Consider the following 16,016-nt stretch of genomic DNA (forward strand, 5'->3'; position numbering starts at 1 on the left):
CATGACGTTCACACTGGAGGACCGGATCACCGGCTCCCTCGTCGGGGCCGCCGTCGGCGACGCCCTCGGCGGCCCGGTGGAGGGCTGGTCCCCCGACCAGATCGCCGAACGGCACGGCGGCCGCGTGCACGGCGTCGTCGGCCCCTGGTACGAGGACTGGCGCACCGCCCGCCCCATCGCGCCGTACCACAAGGGCGACGGCCACGTCACCGACGACACCCTCATGACGCACGCGCTGGTCCGGGTCTACGAGACCGTCCGGGACCACCTGGACGCGTACGCGGTCGCCGAGCACCTCGTCCCCGACCTGATGTCCGTCCCGCGCTGGATCCCCGAACTGGAGGCGGAGGCCCTGCCACTCCAGCGGGTGTTCCTCGCGGAGAAGTGGATCGTGACGCGGCTGCACTACGCGCACGCCGACCCGCGCGAGGCCGGCGCCGGCAACATCGTCAACTGCGGTGCGGCGATGTACATGGCACCGGTCGGGCTGGTCAACGCGGGCAATCCGCAGGGCGCCTACGCCGAGGCGCTGGACGTCGCCGGGGCGCACCAGTCCTCGTACGGCCGGGAGGCGGCCGGGGTCTTCGCGGCGGCCGTGGCGGCGGCCTGCCTGCCGGGGGCGACGGCCGCGTCGGTGGTGGACACCGCCCTGGACCTGGCCAAGGACGGCACCCGCGAGGCCATCGCGGCGGTACGGGAGGTCGCCCTGCGCCACCGGGACGTCGAGTCCGCGCTCGGGCCGCTGCGCGAGGCGGTGGCCCCGTACGACTCGGTCGGCCCGGACTACCGGGCGCCCTCGCTCGGTGCCCGGCGGCCGTCGCGGCTCCACTCCATCGAGGAGCTGCCGATCGCCCTCGGGATGCTGCTGGTCACGGACGGCGGGTACGAGGCGTCGGTGCTCGGCGCCGTCAACTACGGGCGGGACTGCGACTCCACCGCCGGTATGGCGGGGGCGATCGCGGGGGCGCTGGGCGGGGCCGGCGCGGTGCCGGCCGGCTGGGCCGCGCAGGTCGCCGGGGCCAGCCGCCTGGACCTGCACGCCCCGGCGGCGGCACTGGCCTCCGTCGCCCGGGAGGTCTTCGCCCGCGACCGCACCCGCCGCCGCGCCCACGAATCGGCCTTCACCACGCTCGCGGCCCCCCGATGAGGAGGCCCCCCGCCCCGCCGGCACCGGTCCCGCCGGGCGCCCCCGCCGGCACGCCCGGCGGCGGGGCGGCCCCGGCGTGCGCGGAGCTCGTACGGCTGACCTGGGCGCAGCCCGAGGACCTGGTCGGGCACGAGCTGCGGCAGGCCGCCGAGGACGGCCGGGACGCCGGGCCGCAGCTGCGGGCCTGGCGGGCGGCGGGCGGCGGGCCGGCCCCCGCCCGGTCCGGCGCCTCCCCCGCCCCGGCGGGTCCGCAGCTGCGCGCCCTCGCGACCCGCCTCCTGGACGAACTCGCGGCCCTCCCCGTCCCGTCCGCCGCGGACGAGCCCACCGCCTGGCCCGCCATCCGGGCGACGTGGCCCCGGGCCGCCGGCCCGGAGTCCCCGGAGGCGGACCCCCGGCCCCCGGGGCCGGCCTCCTGCACGGACCGGCCCGACAGCCCGTACCACCCCCCGCGTACGACTCGCCCCGGCCCCCCGGGGTCCAGCCCTGCGCCCCCGGCGCCGGATGCCGTCGGGCCCGCACCGGCCGACGCCGCCCCGCGCACCCGCCCGGAACCCGCACGGGCCCGGTGGGCGGTGTCGGGGGAAGCCGCCCCCGGGACGGTACCCCCCGCCCCGCCGCACACCCCGTACTCCGTGGATCCCGCGCTGTGCGCCCGGCTGGAGGCCGCGTGGCTGGGGCGGGCCGTGGGGTGCGTGCTGGGCAAGCCCGTCGAGAAGCTGCCCCTGCCGGCCATCCGGGCGCTGGGCAGGGCCGCCGGGAACTGGCCGCTCGACGACTGGTTCACCGCCCGCGGGGTCCCCCCGGAGCTGCTCGCCGCCCACCCCTGGAACCGGCGTTCCGCCGCCACGTCCCTCGCCGAGAACATCGACGGCGCCCCCGAGGACGACGACCTCGACCACCCCCTGCTCGGGCTGCTCCTGCTCCAGCGGCACGGCAGGGGCTTCACCACCGCCGACCTCGCCCGCCTCTGGCTCGACGAGCTCCCGGCCGGCCGGGCCTTCACCGCCGAGCGGATCGCGTACCGCAACCTGCTCCTCGGGCTGGAGCCCCCGGTCACCGCCACCCACCGCAACCCCTTCCGCGAGTGGATCGGCGCCCTCATCCGCGCCGACGTCCACGGCTGGACCAACCCCGGCGACCCGGCCGCCGCCGCCGAGCAGGCCTGGCGGGACGCCTCCCTCAGCCACACCGCCGGCGGGGTCCACGCCGCCCTCTTCGCGGCCGCCGCCATCGCGGAGGCCGCCTCCGGCCGGGCCGACGTGCACGGCGCGCTGCGGGCCGGGCTGGCCGTCGTACCGCCCCGTTCCCGCCTCGCCGGGGCCGTCCGCTTCGGGATCTCCACCGCGCGCGGCGAAAAAGACTTCGACCGGGTCGTGGACCGGCTGCACGCCCGCTACGGCGGCTACCACTGGGTGCACGCCCTGCCCAACACCGCCCTGATCGTGGCCGCCCTCACCCACGCCGACGGGGACTTCACGCACTCCGTGTGCCGCGCGGTGTCCGGCGGCTGGGACACCGACTCCAACGGGGCCACCGCCGGCTCCGTCGCCGGGCTGCTGGCGGGCTCCGCCGACCGGATCCCGGACCGGTGGACCGCGCCGCTGCGCAACCGCCTCGCCACCACCGTCGCCGGCTTCGACGGCGTCGGCTTCGACACCCTCGCCCGACTCACCGCCCAGGAGGCAGCCCGCCCATGACGGCCATCGCCGTGCTCGGCAGTACGAACATGGACCTCGTCGCCTACGTGTCCAAGGCCCCGAACCCCGGGGAGACCGTCACCGGGCGGGAGTTCCGCACCGTCCCCGGCGGCAAGGGCGCCAACCAGGCGGTGGCCGCCGCCCGCCTCGGCGGGGAGGTGGTGATGATCGGTGCGGTCGGCGCGGACGCGTTCGGCGTGCGGCTGCGGGAGGCCCTCGCCGGGGCGGGGGTGGAGACCGCCGCCCTGCGCACCGTCGAGGGCGCCAGCGGCACCGCCCACATCACCGTCGACGACGAGGGCGCGAACAGCATCATCGTCATCCCCGGCGCCAACGGCCGGGTCACCGGCCTGGAGCCGGGCGACGCGTCGCGGATCGGTGCCGCCGACTCCCTGCTCCTCCAGCTCGAACTCCCCCTGGAGGCCGTCCTCGCGGGCGCCCGGGCCGCCCGCGCCCACGGCGTGCGCACGGTCCTCACCCCGGCCCCCGTGCGGCCGCTGCCGGACGAACTCCTCGCCGCCACCGACCTGCTGGTCCCCAACGAGCACGAGGCGGCCACCCTGACCGGGCTCACCGATCCGCACCGGGCCGCCGAGGCACTGCTGCGGGCGGTGCCGGAGGTGGTGATCACCCTGGGGGCGGCGGGCTGCCTGTACGCGGCCCGGGGACGCGCGCCCCTGGCCGTGCCCGCGCCCCGGGTCCGGGCCGTGGACACCACCGCCGCCGGGGACACCTTCGTGGGAGCGCTCGCGGTGGCCCTCGGGGAGGGCCGCGCGGTACCGGAGGCGCTGCGCTGGGCCTCGGCGGCTGCGTCGCTCTCGGTGCAGCGGCCCGGGGCGCAGTCCTCGATGCCGACGCGCGCGGAGACGGACGCCGCCGCCCCGGCCGGGAGATCCGGACCGGAGGCCGACGGCACCGCCGGCGCGGGGGGCGGCGCATGACCCCGACCGGAGCCGCCGCCGGGACCGCGGCCGCCGCCGGGCCGGGGGGCGGGCCCCTGGCCGGGCTGCGGGTGCTGGACCTCGCCACGCTCTTCGCCGGGCCCCTCGCCGCCACCCTGCTCGGGGACTTCGGGGCCGAGGTGGTCAAGGTCGAGCACCCCGGGCGGCCCGACCCCTCGCGCGGGCACGGCCCCGCCAAGGACGGCGTCGGGCTGTGGTGGAAGCTGCTCGGGCGGAACAAGCGGACGATCACCCTCGACCTGTCCGCGCCCGGCGGCCGGGACACCCTGCTGCGGCTGGCCGCCACCGCCGACGTGATCGTCGAGAACTTCCGCCCCGGCACCCTGGAGAAGTGGGGCCTGGGCTGGCCGGAGCTGTCGGCGGCCAACCCCCGGCTGGTGCTGGCCCGTGTCACGGCCTTCGGCCAGCAGGGCCCGTACGCCCGCCGCCCCGGCTTCGGCACGCTCGCCGAGGCCATGAGCGGCTTCGCCGCGATCACCGGGGAGCCGGACGGCCCGCCGACCCTGCCGCCCTTCGGTCTCGCGGACTCGATCGCCGCACTGACCTGCGCGTACGCCGTGATGACCGCGCTCGCCGGGCGGGAGCGGACCGGGCACGGCCAGGTCGTGGACCTCGCGATCGTCGAGCCGATCCTCACCGTGCTGGGCCCGCACCCGCTCTGGTACGACCAGCTCGGCTACGTCCAGCCCCGCACCGGCAACCGCTCCGCGAACAACGCCCCCCGCAACACCTACCGCAGCGCGGACGGCCGCTGGCTGGCGGTGTCCGCGTCGGCCCGGTCCGTCGCGGAGCGGGTGGTCCGGCTGGTCGGGCGGCCCGAGCTGGCGGACGAGCCCTGGTTCGAGAGCGGGGCCGGCCGGGCCGCCCACACGCACCTCCTCGACGGGGCCGTCGGCGGCTGGATCGCCCGCCACAAGGCGGAGGAGGTGGTCGCGGCCTTCGAGGAGGCCGAGGCGGCCGTCGCCCTGGTCTACGACGTACGGGACGTGATGGCCGACCCGCAGTTCGCGGCCCTGGGCACGGTCACCGAGGTCGAGGACCCCGAGCTCGGCCCGCTGCGCATGCAGAACGTCCTCTTCCGTCTCTCGGAGACCCCCGGCGGGATCCGCTGGGCGGGCCGGCCGCACGGCGCGGACACCGAAGCCGTCCTCACCGAGCTCGGCCTGACCCCGGCCGAGATCACCGCTCTGCGCACGGAGGGTGCGTTGTGATCCTGACCTGGCTTTACGCGCCCGGGGACCGTCCGGCGGTGGTGGAGAAGGCCCTGCGCTGCGGGGCGGACGCCGTCATCGTGGACCTGGAGGACTCGGTGTCGGCCTCCCGCAAGGAGTACGCCCGCGCCGCCACCGCCGAACTGCTCGGCGAGCGCCCGCCGGTGCCCGTACACGTCCGGGTGAACGCGCTGGGCTCCCCCTGGGCGGGGGCCGACCTCACGGCGCTGGCCCGCCTGCACGGTCTGGCGGGGCTGCGGCTTCCGAAGGTCGACGCCCCGGAGCAGATCGTCCGGGTCGCGGACCGGACGGGCGGGGTGGCGCTGTACGCGCTGCTGGAGTCCGCGCTGGGGGTGGAACGGGCGTACGAGATCGCCCGCGCGCACCCGTCCCTGCAGGGGCTGACCCTGGGCGAGGCCGACCTCTGCGCCGACCTCGGGGTGTGCGCGGAGGGCGGGCTCGACTGGCCGCGCTCGCGGGTGGTGGTGGCCGCCCGGGCCGCCGGGCTGGCGCCGCCGGCGCAGTCGGTGTTCCCCGACATCCGGGACCTGGAGGCCCTGGCCGCCTCCTGCGCGCGGGGGCGTTCGCTGGGCTTCCTGGGGCGGGCGGCGATCCACCCCCGGCAGCTGCCGGTGATCGAACGCGCCTTCCTCCCCCGGCCGGAGGAGGTCACCGCGGCGCAGGAGGTCGTCTCGGCGGCCCGGGCGGCTCCCGGGGCCCTCGCCCTCCCGGACGGCCGCTTCGTCGACCCCGCGGTCGTGGCGGCGGCCCACCGCACCCTCTCGCTCGCGCAGCGCCCCCGGTGACCCCGCGGGGTTCCCCAGGGGCTCCGCCCCGGACCCCCGCGCCTCGAACGCCGACGGGCTCCATGGAGCCGGCGCGGCGTTCGAGCGCACCGGGCGGTGGCGGGTGGGGGACCGGCCCCGCGCAGCGGCACGCCGCACGCCGGTACGCCGAAGGGGGCGCCGCAGTGTGCGCGGCGCCCCCTTCGGAGGGATCGTTCAGCTCTTGTCGGCTTCCGGGGCCGCCTTGGTCAGCCCGACCGGCTTCGCCTCGGCCGCGGCGGCCTCCTGCTCGGCCTTCTCGGCCTTCGGCTCCACAGGGGCGTCGGCGGTGTCGGAGGCAGCCTCCGGCTTCGTCTCCTCCGCACCGGCCGGCGCAGCGGCGTCCGCGTCCCCGGACCCCCCGGCGGGCTCCGGCTCGACGACCTCCTCGCGTCCCGGCCGCAGCTTCGCCGAGAGGACGAAGTAGACGACCGCGAGGACGAAGACCACGATGGCCGTCCACACGTTCAGGCGGACGCCCAGGACGTGGTGCGCCTCGTCGACGCGCATGTACTCGATCCAGACCCGCCCGGAGCAGTACGCGGCCACGTACAGGGCGAAGGCCCGCCCGTGCCCGAGCCGGAAGCGGCGGTCGGCCCAGATGACCAGCGCGGCGACGCCCAGGCACCACAGGGACTCGTACAGGAAGGTCGGGTGGTAGAGGCCGGCGACCCGGTTCGGGCCCTCGCTGATCTTCAGCGCCCACGGCAGGTCGGTGGGGCGGCCGTAGAGCTCCTGGTTGAACCAGTTGCCCCAGCGGCCGAAGGCCTGGGCGATCGCGATGCCGGGGGCGAGGGCGTCGGCCCAGGCGGGCAGCGGGATGCCGCGCAGCCGACAGCCGATCCAGGCACCCACCGCGCCCAGGGCGATCGCGCCCCAGATGCCGAGGCCGCCCTCCCAGATCTTGAAGGCGTCGACCCAGTCCCGGCCCTCGCCGAAGTAGAGCTGGTAGTCGGTGATCACGTGGTAGAGGCGACCGCCGACCAGGCCGAAGGGCACCGCCCACACGGCGATGTCCGCGACCGTGCCCGGCTTTCCGCCGCGCGCGATCCACCGCTTGTTGCCGAGCCAGACGGCGACGAAGACGCCGATGATGATGCAGAACGCGTAGCCGCGGAGCGGGATCGGTCCGAGATGGATCACGCCGGTCGACGGACTGGGGATGTAAGCAAGGGTCATGGCAAGGCTGACGCTACCCTGCCGGGCGGTGGCCACCGCAACCCGCCCGGCAAGCTGAAACCAAAACCACACACGGCGGTCGCCGCGGCTCAGTCCTCCGTGGTCCCCTTGGACACCGTCTTCGAGCCGGGCGGGACCGCGGATCCGGCCGTTCCCGCCTTCGGCACCGATCCGGACTTCCCGGAGGCGGAAGCGGAAGCCGCGGGCGAGGGCGAAGCGGAAGCGGACGGCTTGGCCGCCACTCCGGCGTTGGCCTCGACCTTCTCCTTCAGCTTCTGCGGGGTCAGCGGGTTGGCCTGGTCGCCGAAGATGTCCTTGCCGTCGAGCAGGATGGTGGGGGTGCCCCGGAACTTTCCGGTGCGGAACGCCTCGTGCGACTTGGCCACCCAGCTGTTGTGGGTGCCCTGCTCCACGCAGGAGCGGAACTCGGGGGTGTCGAGCCCCTGGACCTGGCCCGCCAGCTCCAGCAGCCGGGCGTTCTTGGCGTAGGCGTCGTCCGTCTCCTGCGGCTGGTTCTTGAAGAGGACGTCGTGGTACTCGGCGAACTTCCCGGCGTCCTGCGCGCACGCCGCGGCGTTCGCCGCCTTCAGGGAGCCGGTGCCGCGCATGTTGCCGTCGATCAGGGTCACCAGGTGGTACTCGACGGTGAGCAGCCCCCTGTTCTCCAGGTCGTGGAGGGTGTCGCGGTAGTTGTCCTCGAAGGCCTTGCAGGCGGGGCAGCGGAAGTCCTCCCAGACGACGAGGGTGGACTTGGCGCCGTCCTTGCCCGTCCGGATGGCGAGCGCGTCCTTGCCCGTGGCCCCCGAGGGGGCGGCGACGGGGCCCGCCTCGGACTTGTCGCTCTTGCCGGTGTTGGCCGCGATCACGCCGACGACGGCGGCCAGGCCGAGTACGCCGACCACCGCCCCGCCGACCAGGAGGGCGCGCCTGCGCTTGTCCTTCTTCTTCTGCTGCTCGCGCTCCGCCTGGAGTCGCTCCCGGGCCGATCGTTTCGTCGCATCGCGGTTCGCACCGTCGTTCTTCTCGCTCACGTTCCGCCAAACGAAGCGGGGAGGCACTCGCGTGCCTCCCCGCTCCCTATTCCACCCGATCGGGCTACAGAACCCCGTTCCGGGCCCGTGCCGCGTCAGGACCTGCGTACGCCTTCCGCGAGGTCGCCCGCCAGGGCCCGCACGGCTTCCAGGCCCGCGGGCAGGTCCGGCGCGTCCAACAGCAGCTTCACGAAGGCCGAGCCGACGATCACACCGTCGGCGAAGCCCGCGACCTGCTTGGCCTGGACGGCGTTGGAGACGCCCAGGCCCACGCAGACCGGGAGCTCGGTCGTGGCGCGGGTGCGGCGGACCAGCTCCTGGGCCTCCTGGCCGACCGACTCACGGGTGCCGGTGACCCCCATGAGGGAGGCGGCGTAGACGAAACCGGAACCGGCCGCCGTGATGGTGGCCAGGCGCTCGTCCTTGCTGCTGGGGGCCACGACGAACACGGTCGCCAGACCGTGCTTCGCCGCGTGCTCGCGCCACAGCGCGGACTCCTGGACCGGCAGGTCGGGCAGGATGCAGCCCGCGCCGCCGGCGGCGGCGAGCTCGGCGGTGAACCGCTCGACGCCGTAGCGGTCGATGGGGTTCCAGTACGTCATGACCAGGATCGGGACCCCGGTGGCCTCGAAGGCCTCGCGCACCGTGCGCATCACGTCCGCGATCTTGACGCCGCCGCGCAGGGCGATGTCGTCGGCGGTCTGGATGACGGCGCCGTCCAGGACCGGGTCGCTGTGCGGCAGGCCGATCTCGACCACGTCGGCGCCGCCGGCGATGACGGCCTTGACGGCCTCGATGCCGCCGTCCACGGTCGGGAAGCCGGCCGGGAGGTAGGCGACGAGGGCGGCGCGGTCCTCGGACTTCGCCTTGGCGAGGGTGTCGCTCAGCAGCTGCAGGTTTCCGGCGGTGCTCACTTGTTCTCCCCCTCGGGCTCCGTGCCGTCGTACAGCCCGAAGTAGCGGGCCGCCGTGTCCATGTCCTTGTCGCCGCGGCCGGACAGGTTGACCACGATCAGGCCGTCCGGGCCCAGCTCCTTGCCCAGGTCGAGGGCGCCCGCGAGGGCGTGGGCCGACTCGATGGCCGGGATGATGCCCTCGGTGCGCGACAGCAGGCGCAGGGCCTGCATGGCGGCGTCGTCGGTGACGGCGCGGTACTCGCCGCGGCCGCTGTCCTTGAGGTAGGAGTGCTCGGGGCCGATGCCCGGGTAGTCCAGGCCGGCGGAGATGGAGTAGGGCTCGGTGATCTGGCCCTCCTCGTCCTGGAGGACGTAGGAGCGGGAGCCGTGCAGGATGCCGGGCTCGCCCGCGGTCAGGGTGGCCGCGTGCTCGCCGGTCTCCACGCCGTGCCCGGCGGGCTCGAAGCCGACGAGGCGGACGTCCGCGTCGGGGATGAAGGCGTGGAAGAGGCCGATGGCGTTGGAGCCGCCGCCGACGCAGGCCGCGACGGCGTCGGGCAGGCGTCCGGCGCGCTCCAGGATCTGGCGGCGGGCCTCGACGCCGATGACGCGGTGGAAGTCGCGGACCATGGCCGGGAAGGGGTGCGGGCCGGCCACGGTGCCGAAGAGGTAGTGGGTGCGGTCCACGTTGGCGACCCAGTCGCGGAAGGCCTCGTTGATGGCGTCCTTGAGCGTCCGGGAGCCCGACTTCACGGCGATGACCTCGGCGCCGAGCATCCGCATGCGGGCCACGTTCAGGGCCTGGCGCTGCGTGTCGACCTCGCCCATGTAGATGGTGCATTCGAGGCCGAAGAGGGCGCAGGCGGTGGCGGTGGCGACGCCGTGCTGGCCGGCGCCGGTCTCGGCGATGACGCGGGTCTTGCCCATGCGCTTGGTGAGCAGGGCCTGGCCCAGCACGTTGTTGATCTTGTGCGAGCCGGTGTGGTTGAGGTCCTCGCGCTTGAGGAAGATCCGGGCGCCGCCGGCGTGCTCGGCGAAGCGGGGGACCTCGGTCAGGGCGCTGGGGCGGCCCGTGTAGTTGACCATGAGGTCGTTGAGCTCGGCGGCGAAGGCCGGGTCCTCCTTGGCCTTCTCGTACTCGACGGCGACCTGGTCGACGGCGGCGACGAGGGCCTCCGGGATGAACTTGCCGCCGAAGTCGCCGAAGTAGCCCTCGGTGTTCGGGACGCGACCCTCCGGGTCCGGGATGAAGAACGAGCTGGTGGACATGTGCCACTACTCCTACGTGGTGCGGGATGCGATGCCGACGGGTGGCTGGGATGCACCGTATTGCGCCGTCGGTCCGTCGCCCGCGCACCCCGCTGGAGGGGGTGGGGGCACGGACGGAGCGGCCCTCGCCGGGAGCCGGAGGCCCGGGGCGCGGGGCCGTACGCGGTCGGCCGCGCCCGGGGGTACCGGGCGGGCGGAGCCGTCGTTACAGCGCGGCTCCGCCGCGCCATCGCATGCCGTTGACCTGACCGGGCTCGGAGCCGATCACGTAGCGCACCCGCCGGCCGTGGACGCGCCGGGCCGGGGCGCGGCAGCCGCGGGGGCGGCAGCCGCGCGCCAGGGGCGCGTGCGCCGTCGGCACGCCGGCCGGGGCGTGGCCCGGGCGGGTGCGGACGGAGGGGCGGGAAGGGGCCATGGGAGGGGTCAGCTCCGGCCGTGGCGCAGGGCGGGGTGGGCGCCGGCGGCGACGAGGTCGGCCACGGCCGCCTTCGGGTCGCGGCCGGTGACCAGGGACTCGCCGACGAGGACGGCGTCCGCGCCCTCGTTGGCGTAGGCGATCAGGTCGTGGGGTCCGCGGATGCCGGACTCGGCGACCTTCACGATGTGGGGCGGGATCTCTCCGACGACGCGCTCGAAGGTGGAGCGGTCGACCTTGAGGTCCTTGAGGTTGCGCGCGTTGACGCCGATGATCTTGGCGCCGGCGGCGACGGCCCGCTCGATCTCCTCCTCGTCGTGGACCTCCACGAGCGGGGTGAGGCCGATGGACTCGGCCCGCTCGATGAGGGAGACGAGGGCCTCCTGGTCCAGCGCCGCCACGATCAGCAGCACGAGGTCGGCGCCGTAGGCGCGGGCCTCCCACAGCTGGTACGCCGTGACGATGAAGTCCTTGCGCAGGATCGGGATGTCGACGCGGGCGCGGACGGCCTCCAGGTCGGCCAGCGAACCGCCGAAACGACGCTGTTCGGTCAGGACGGAGATGACCGCCGCACCGCCCGCCTCGTAGTCGGCGGCGAGCCCGGCCGGGTCGGCGATCGCGGCCAGCGCGCCCTTGGAGGGGCTGGAGCGCTTGACCTCGCAGATCACCTTGACGCCGTCGCCGCGCAGGGCCGCGACGCCGTCCTTGGCCTGGGGCGCCTTGGCGGCACGCTCCTTGAGCTCGTCGAGGCTCACGCGCGCCTGCCGTTCGGCAAGGTCTTCGCGGACCCCTTCGATGATCTCGTCGAGCACACTCACGCGAGCGGCCCCCTTCCGGGTCGATGACGTTCGGCCGCCTTGCGGACACGTACCACTGCAAGGTCAGCACTCAAATGGTATCCGCAGGTCGCCACGGCCTCCGCACGGACTTCGCCGTTTCCCAGGGACTGGACACTCGGAATATGGGCTTCCTCCAGTCCCCCTGCGGGCCCCCCAAGGGGTCAGGGGGCCAAAGCGGAACCAATCGGTAGGTTCCGGACGACCGTGAAAGCCAGCAGCAGGGAGCCCAGCGCCCACCACCAGGCCGGCCGCAGGACGATCCGGGGCACCGGGCCGCCGCGGAAGGCCCGCACCAGCCACAGCGCCGTGAAGCCCGCGAAGACCAGGTAGGCGACGACGGCCGCGGCGTTGTCCCCGAGGGCCGTGACCAGGTCCCCCCGCGCGAAGGCGTGCGCGCTGCGCAGCCCTCCGCAGCCGGGGCACAGGACACCCGTCAGCCGGAACAGCGGGCAGACCGGGTAGTGGCCGGGCTCGTTGGGGTCCACGGCGCCCACGTACGCGAAGGCCGCCACGATCCCGGCCAGGGTGAGCACCGGAGCGGCCAGGCGCCGCGCCCGGGAGGCCCGCACGGCACCCGGGACGGGCGCCGGGCCCGCGACGGGCGCCGGACCCGGCAGCGGCGGGGCGGCCGGACCGGGGGGACTGCTGGAGGCTTCCACCCGCTGATTCTCTCCGCTCATGACGAAAGGCGCAGCCCGACCGGGCCGCGCCTTTCGTGTGCCAGGGGGCAGGCTCAGGCCTTCGCGGCGAGCTGCTTGGCGGCGATGACCTCGGCGAGGTCACGGTAGGCCGGCTTCGGCGCGCCCATGCCCGCGGCCTTCATCGCGAGGCCGACGACACCGCCGAGCGCGACGACGACCATGCCCGCCCAGAACCCGACCGGGTTCGCCATCACCATGAAGGCGCCGGAGATGCAGAAACCGATGAAGGAAATGACGACACCGGTCCAGGCGGCCGGGGTGTGTCCGTGGCTCGTGCCCGCCATGAGTTGCTCCTCGTTGATCTGTCGGGCGTGACGTCTCGCACGCTCGGTGCCATTGTCGCGCACGCGGCGTGCGCGTTCCCCAGCGGGTGGCCCGTCCCGGGGACGGGACGGGCGCGGGGAGCGGTCCCCCGCGGGCGCAGGCCCGCGGCGTGGTCTCAGCCGGTCGGGTCCTCGCCCCGGTCCAGGGCCTTCCACAGGTCCTCGGGGCGGTCGGGGTCCACCGCCGCGGGCGTCCGCCTGCGGGGGCTGCCGTCCCGCTCGTAGCGGCCCCCCATCGCGGGCCAGCTCCGGCCGAAGCGCAGCGCCAGCAGCCCGGCGAGCAGGATCAGCGCCGCGCCCGCGGCGGTGATGTACGGCCAGGCCGTGTGGCTGAGCTCCACCACCCGTGCGGCGGTGTCGGCGGTCGCCACGGCGGCCCGCTCGTCCAGCGCACGGCGGTCGTCGGCGGCGGCCACCGCCGACAGGGCCGCGCCCAGGCCGCTCAGCGCGAGCAGCCCGGAGACGAGCAGCCGGCTCCGGCCCCGCACGGCGAAGACGGCCACCAGGGCCGCGAGGCCGACGATGGCCAGCGCCGCCGGCAGGCCGGTCACGGCCCGCCCGTCGGCGGTCAGCGGGAGCGAACCGCCCCCGACGGCGGCGCTGCCCTTGGCCCAGACGCGGCCGGAGGCGAGCAGGACGACGGTGGCGCCGAGCGCGCCGAGCAGCAGGGCGACGGCCACCGTGCGGCGGCCCGCGCCGCTCTCGGGGGCGTCGGCGTTCGGGGACAGGGGTACGGCACTCACGTACCCCACTATCCCCTACGCCCTCAGCCGCGGTGGAGGCGGTTCGCCGCTCCCACCGCGCGGAGCACCGCGGCGGCCTTGTTCCGGCACTCCAGGTCCTCCAGCTCGGGCACCGAATCGGCGACCACGCCCGCCCCGGCCTGGACGTACGCCGTCCCGTCACGCAGCAGTGCCGTACGGATGGCGATGGCCGTGTCGGAGTCCCCGGCGAAGTCGAGGTAGCCGACGCAGCCGCCGTACAGGCCCCGGCGGGAGGGCTCCAGCTCCTCGATGATCTGCATGGCGCGCGGCTTGGGCGCGCCGGAGAGGGTGCCGGCCGGGAAGCAGGCGGTGAGCACGTCGAAGGCGGTCTTCCCCTCGGCGACCCGCCCGGTGACGGTGGAGACGATGTGCATGACGTGCGAGTACCGCTCGATCGACATGAAGTCGACGACCTCCACCGAGCCCGGCTCGCAGACCCGTCCGAGGTCGTTGCGGCCGAGGTCGACGAGCATCAGGTGCTCGGCCCGCTCCTTGGGGTCGGCCAGCAGCTCCTCGGCGAGGTCGTTGTCCTCCTGCGGGGTGGCGCCGCGGTGCCGGGTGCCGGCGATCGGGTGGACCATGGCCCGCCCGTCCTCGACCTTCACCAGCGCCTCCGGGCTGGACCCGACCACGTCGAAGCCGTTCTCGAAGCGGAAGAGGTACATGTACGGCGACGGGTTGGTGGCCCGCAGGACGCGGTAGACGTCCAGCGCGGAGGCCTCGCAGGGGGTCTCGAACCGCTGCGAGGGCACCACCTGGAAGGCCTCTCCGGCCCGGATGCGCTCCTTCACGTCCTCCACCGCGGCCTGGTACTTCTCTCCGCCCCACAGGGCGTCGAAGGGCGGCAGCTCGGACTCGGGCAGCGCGGCGGGCGCGTAGGGGGCGGGACGCGCGAGGTCGGCCTCCATCGCGTCGAGCCGGGCCACGGCGTCGGCGTACGCCTCGTCCACGCCCGTGTCGAGGTCGTTGTGGTTGATCGCGTTGGCGATGAGCTGGACCGTGCCGTCCCAGTGGTCGAGGACCGCCAGGTCGGAGGTGAGCAGCATGGTCAGCTCGGGGAGGTCCAGGTCGTCCACGGTGTGCTCGCCGATGCGCTCCAGGCGGCGGACGATGTCGTAGCCGAGGTAGCCGACCATGCCGCCGGTGAAGGGCGGCATGCCGCCCGCCGGGTCGCGCGCGGGGGCACCTTCCACGCCGCTGGGCGTAGGGGGAGTGTGCAGGGCCTCGACGGTGGCGCGCAGGGCTTCGAGGGGGTCGCCGTCGACGGGAACGCCCACGGGCGGGGTGCCGATCCAGTGGGCCTGCCCGTCCCTGACGGTGAGGGTGGAGTCGCTGCGCACGCCGACGAAGGAGTAGCGGGACCAGGAGCGGCCGTTCTCGGCGGACTCCAGCAGGAAGGTACCGGGGCGTTCCGCGGCCAGCTTCCGGTAGAGCCCGACCGGGGTGTCCCCGTCGGCGAGCAGCCGGCGGCTGACGGGGATGACACGGCGGTCGGCCGCGAGCTTGCGGAAGGTCTCGAGATCCATGGGGTGGGACCCTAACTGGCTAGTCGGCGTCGCTGAGCAGGACATCGGCGTCGAAGCAGGTCCGCGCGCCGGTGTGGCAGGCGGCCCCGACCTGGTCGACCCTGACGAGCAGGGTGTCGGCGTCACAGTCGAGGGCGACGGACTTGACGTGCTGGTAGTGGCCGGAGGTGTCGCCCTTGACCCAGTACTCCCGGCGACTGCGGGACCAGTAGGTGCAGCGGCCGGTGGTGAGGGTGCGGTGCAGGGCCTCGTCGTCCATCCAGCCGAGCATGAGCACCTCGCCGGTGTCGTACTGCTGGGCGATGGCCGGGACCAGGCCGTCGGGGGAACGCTTGAGGCGGGCGGCGACGGCGGGGTCGAGGGGGGACGTACTCATGGGCCCCATTGTGCCGCGCCGCGGCACCCGTTATGGATCTCCGTCCGCCTGATGGGCAGCCGCGGGGCGGGTTCCGGCCGTAGGCTGGCGGACATGTCTACCCATGCGAAGCGCGAACGCCTGCTCCTGGCCGACCTGTTGGAGGCCGCCGGGCCGCAGGCCCCGACGCTGTGCGAAGGCTGGACCTGCCGGGAGCTGGCCGCGCACGTGGTGGTCCGCGAGCGCCGGCCGGACGCGGCGGGCGGCCTGGTGCTGAAGGTCCTCAAGGACCGCCTCGACCGGACGATGGCCGAGTACGCGGCGAAGCCGTACGAGGAGCTGGTCCAGCTGATCCGCACCGGCCCGCCGAAACTGTCCCCGTACGCCCTCAAGCAGGTCGACGAGGCGGCGAACGCGGTGGAGTTCTACGTGCACGCCGAGGACGTCCGCCGGGCCCAGCCGGACTGGTCGCCCCGGGAGCTGGACCCGGTCTTCTCGGACGCCCTCTGGTCCCGGCTGGAGAAGCTGGCCCGCCTGACCGGCCGCCGCTCGCCGGTGGGCCTGGTGCTGCGCCGCCCGGACGGGCGGACGGCGGTGGCGCGCAAGGGCGCGCCGGTGGTGACGGTGACGGGCGAGCCGGGCGAGCTGACGCTGTTCTGCTTCGGTCGCCAGGCCGCCGCCCAGGTGGACCTCGAAGGCGGGAAGGAAGCCGTCTCCCGCCTGACGACGGCCCAGCTCGGCATCTGAGGACCCCCGGCCCACTCCACGGCGCTACCGCGCCCGCACAGCGGAGCGCGGTACCGCCGGGCCGGTGAAAACGGGCATGGCGCCCCGGGGGGAAAGGTTTCCGCGCCCCTCCCCGTCCCTACGCTCCG

Annotated in this window: 17 protein-coding genes; 6 read left to right on the forward strand and 11 right to left on the reverse strand. The window is 75.1% G+C overall.

Going from position 1 to position 16,016, the window contains the following annotated elements:
• The first annotated feature begins 1 nt into the window (after position 1).
• Genes AB0469_RS12950 through AB0469_RS12970 form a run of 5 tightly spaced genes read left to right on the forward strand, consistent with a single transcriptional unit; the run spans position 2 to position 5,826 of the window.
• Positions 2-1,147 carry an ADP-ribosylglycohydrolase family protein gene (locus AB0469_RS12950; protein ID WP_366451375.1) on the forward strand — a complete coding sequence of 382 codons (1,146 nt, stop codon included), beginning with the start codon at positions 2-4 and terminating at the stop codon, positions 1,145-1,147.
• Positions 1,144-2,847 carry an ADP-ribosylglycohydrolase family protein gene (locus AB0469_RS12955; protein WP_366451377.1) on the forward strand — a complete coding sequence of 568 codons (1,704 nt, stop codon included), beginning with the start codon at positions 1,144-1,146 and terminating at the stop codon, positions 2,845-2,847. Before AB0469_RS12950 ends, AB0469_RS12955 begins: the two co-directional genes overlap by 4 nt.
• On the forward strand, positions 2,844-3,788 hold the full coding sequence (gene rbsK / locus AB0469_RS12960; protein WP_366451378.1) for a ribokinase: 945 nt from the start codon (positions 2,844-2,846) through the stop codon (positions 3,786-3,788). Before AB0469_RS12955 ends, rbsK begins: the two co-directional genes overlap by 4 nt.
• On the forward strand, positions 3,785-5,020 hold the full coding sequence (locus AB0469_RS12965; protein WP_366451379.1) for a CoA transferase: 1,236 nt from the start codon (positions 3,785-3,787) through the stop codon (positions 5,018-5,020). Before rbsK ends, AB0469_RS12965 begins: the two co-directional genes overlap by 4 nt.
• Positions 5,017-5,826 carry a CoA ester lyase gene (locus AB0469_RS12970; protein WP_366451380.1) on the forward strand — a complete coding sequence of 270 codons (810 nt, stop codon included), beginning with the start codon at positions 5,017-5,019 and terminating at the stop codon, positions 5,824-5,826. Before AB0469_RS12965 ends, AB0469_RS12970 begins: the two co-directional genes overlap by 4 nt.
• 195 nt (positions 5,827-6,021) lie before the next feature.
• On the opposite strand, the gene lgt is transcribed toward AB0469_RS12970, so the two are convergent.
• The 11 genes from lgt to hisI form a co-directional block, all read right to left on the reverse strand.
• Complete coding sequence (gene lgt / locus AB0469_RS12975) at positions 6,022-7,023, reverse strand: prolipoprotein diacylglyceryl transferase (RefSeq protein ID WP_366451381.1); 1,002 nt, start codon at positions 7,021-7,023, stop codon at positions 6,022-6,024.
• An 89-nt stretch (positions 7,024-7,112) separates the two neighbouring features.
• Complete coding sequence (locus AB0469_RS12980) at positions 7,113-8,054, reverse strand: thioredoxin domain-containing protein (protein ID WP_366451382.1); 942 nt, start codon at positions 8,052-8,054, stop codon at positions 7,113-7,115.
• A 95-nt stretch (positions 8,055-8,149) separates the two neighbouring features.
• Complete coding sequence (gene trpA, locus AB0469_RS12985) at positions 8,150-8,968, reverse strand: tryptophan synthase subunit alpha (protein WP_366451383.1); 819 nt, start codon at positions 8,966-8,968, stop codon at positions 8,150-8,152.
• Positions 8,965-10,218, reverse strand: coding sequence for a tryptophan synthase subunit beta (gene trpB / locus AB0469_RS12990; RefSeq protein ID WP_366451384.1), 1,254 nt, complete (start codon positions 10,216-10,218; stop codon positions 8,965-8,967). Before trpB ends, trpA begins: the two co-directional genes overlap by 4 nt.
• A 205-nt stretch (positions 10,219-10,423) precedes the next feature.
• Complete coding sequence (locus AB0469_RS12995) at positions 10,424-10,633, reverse strand: tryptophan synthase subunit(beta) (protein WP_366451385.1); 210 nt, start codon at positions 10,631-10,633, stop codon at positions 10,424-10,426.
• Between the two features lie 8 nt (positions 10,634-10,641).
• Positions 10,642-11,451, reverse strand: a complete 810-nt coding sequence (gene trpC, locus AB0469_RS13000; RefSeq protein WP_045950211.1) for an indole-3-glycerol phosphate synthase TrpC — start codon at positions 11,449-11,451, stop codon at positions 10,642-10,644.
• A 182-nt stretch (positions 11,452-11,633) separates the two neighbouring features.
• Complete coding sequence (locus AB0469_RS13005) at positions 11,634-12,152, reverse strand: DUF2752 domain-containing protein (RefSeq protein WP_366451386.1); 519 nt, start codon at positions 12,150-12,152, stop codon at positions 11,634-11,636.
• Positions 12,153-12,205: 53 nt separating this feature from the next.
• Positions 12,206-12,457 carry an HGxxPAAW family protein gene (locus tag AB0469_RS13010; RefSeq protein WP_366451388.1) on the reverse strand — a complete coding sequence of 84 codons (252 nt, stop codon included), beginning with the start codon at positions 12,455-12,457 and terminating at the stop codon, positions 12,206-12,208.
• A 155-nt stretch (positions 12,458-12,612) separates the two neighbouring features.
• Complete coding sequence (locus AB0469_RS13015; RefSeq protein ID WP_366451389.1) at positions 12,613-13,248, reverse strand: TIGR02234 family membrane protein; 636 nt, start codon at positions 13,246-13,248, stop codon at positions 12,613-12,615.
• Between the two features lie 14 nt (positions 13,249-13,262).
• Complete coding sequence (locus tag AB0469_RS13020) at positions 13,263-14,786, reverse strand: anthranilate synthase component I (protein ID WP_366451390.1); 1,524 nt, start codon at positions 14,784-14,786, stop codon at positions 13,263-13,265.
• A 19-nt stretch (positions 14,787-14,805) separates the two neighbouring features.
• On the reverse strand, positions 14,806-15,171 hold the full coding sequence (hisI, locus tag AB0469_RS13025) for a phosphoribosyl-AMP cyclohydrolase (protein ID WP_366451392.1): 366 nt from the start codon (positions 15,169-15,171) through the stop codon (positions 14,806-14,808).
• A gap of 84 nt (positions 15,172-15,255) precedes the next feature.
• On the opposite strand from hisI, the gene AB0469_RS13030 reads away from it, so the two are divergent.
• Complete coding sequence (locus AB0469_RS13030) at positions 15,256-15,888, forward strand: TIGR03085 family metal-binding protein (RefSeq protein WP_366451393.1); 633 nt, start codon at positions 15,256-15,258, stop codon at positions 15,886-15,888.
• The last annotated feature ends 128 nt before the right edge of the window (positions 15,889-16,016 follow it).

The sequence above is a fragment of the Streptomyces sp. NPDC093801 genome (assembly GCF_040701585.1).
Taxonomy (GTDB): Bacteria; Actinomycetota; Actinomycetes; order Streptomycetales; family Streptomycetaceae; genus Streptomyces.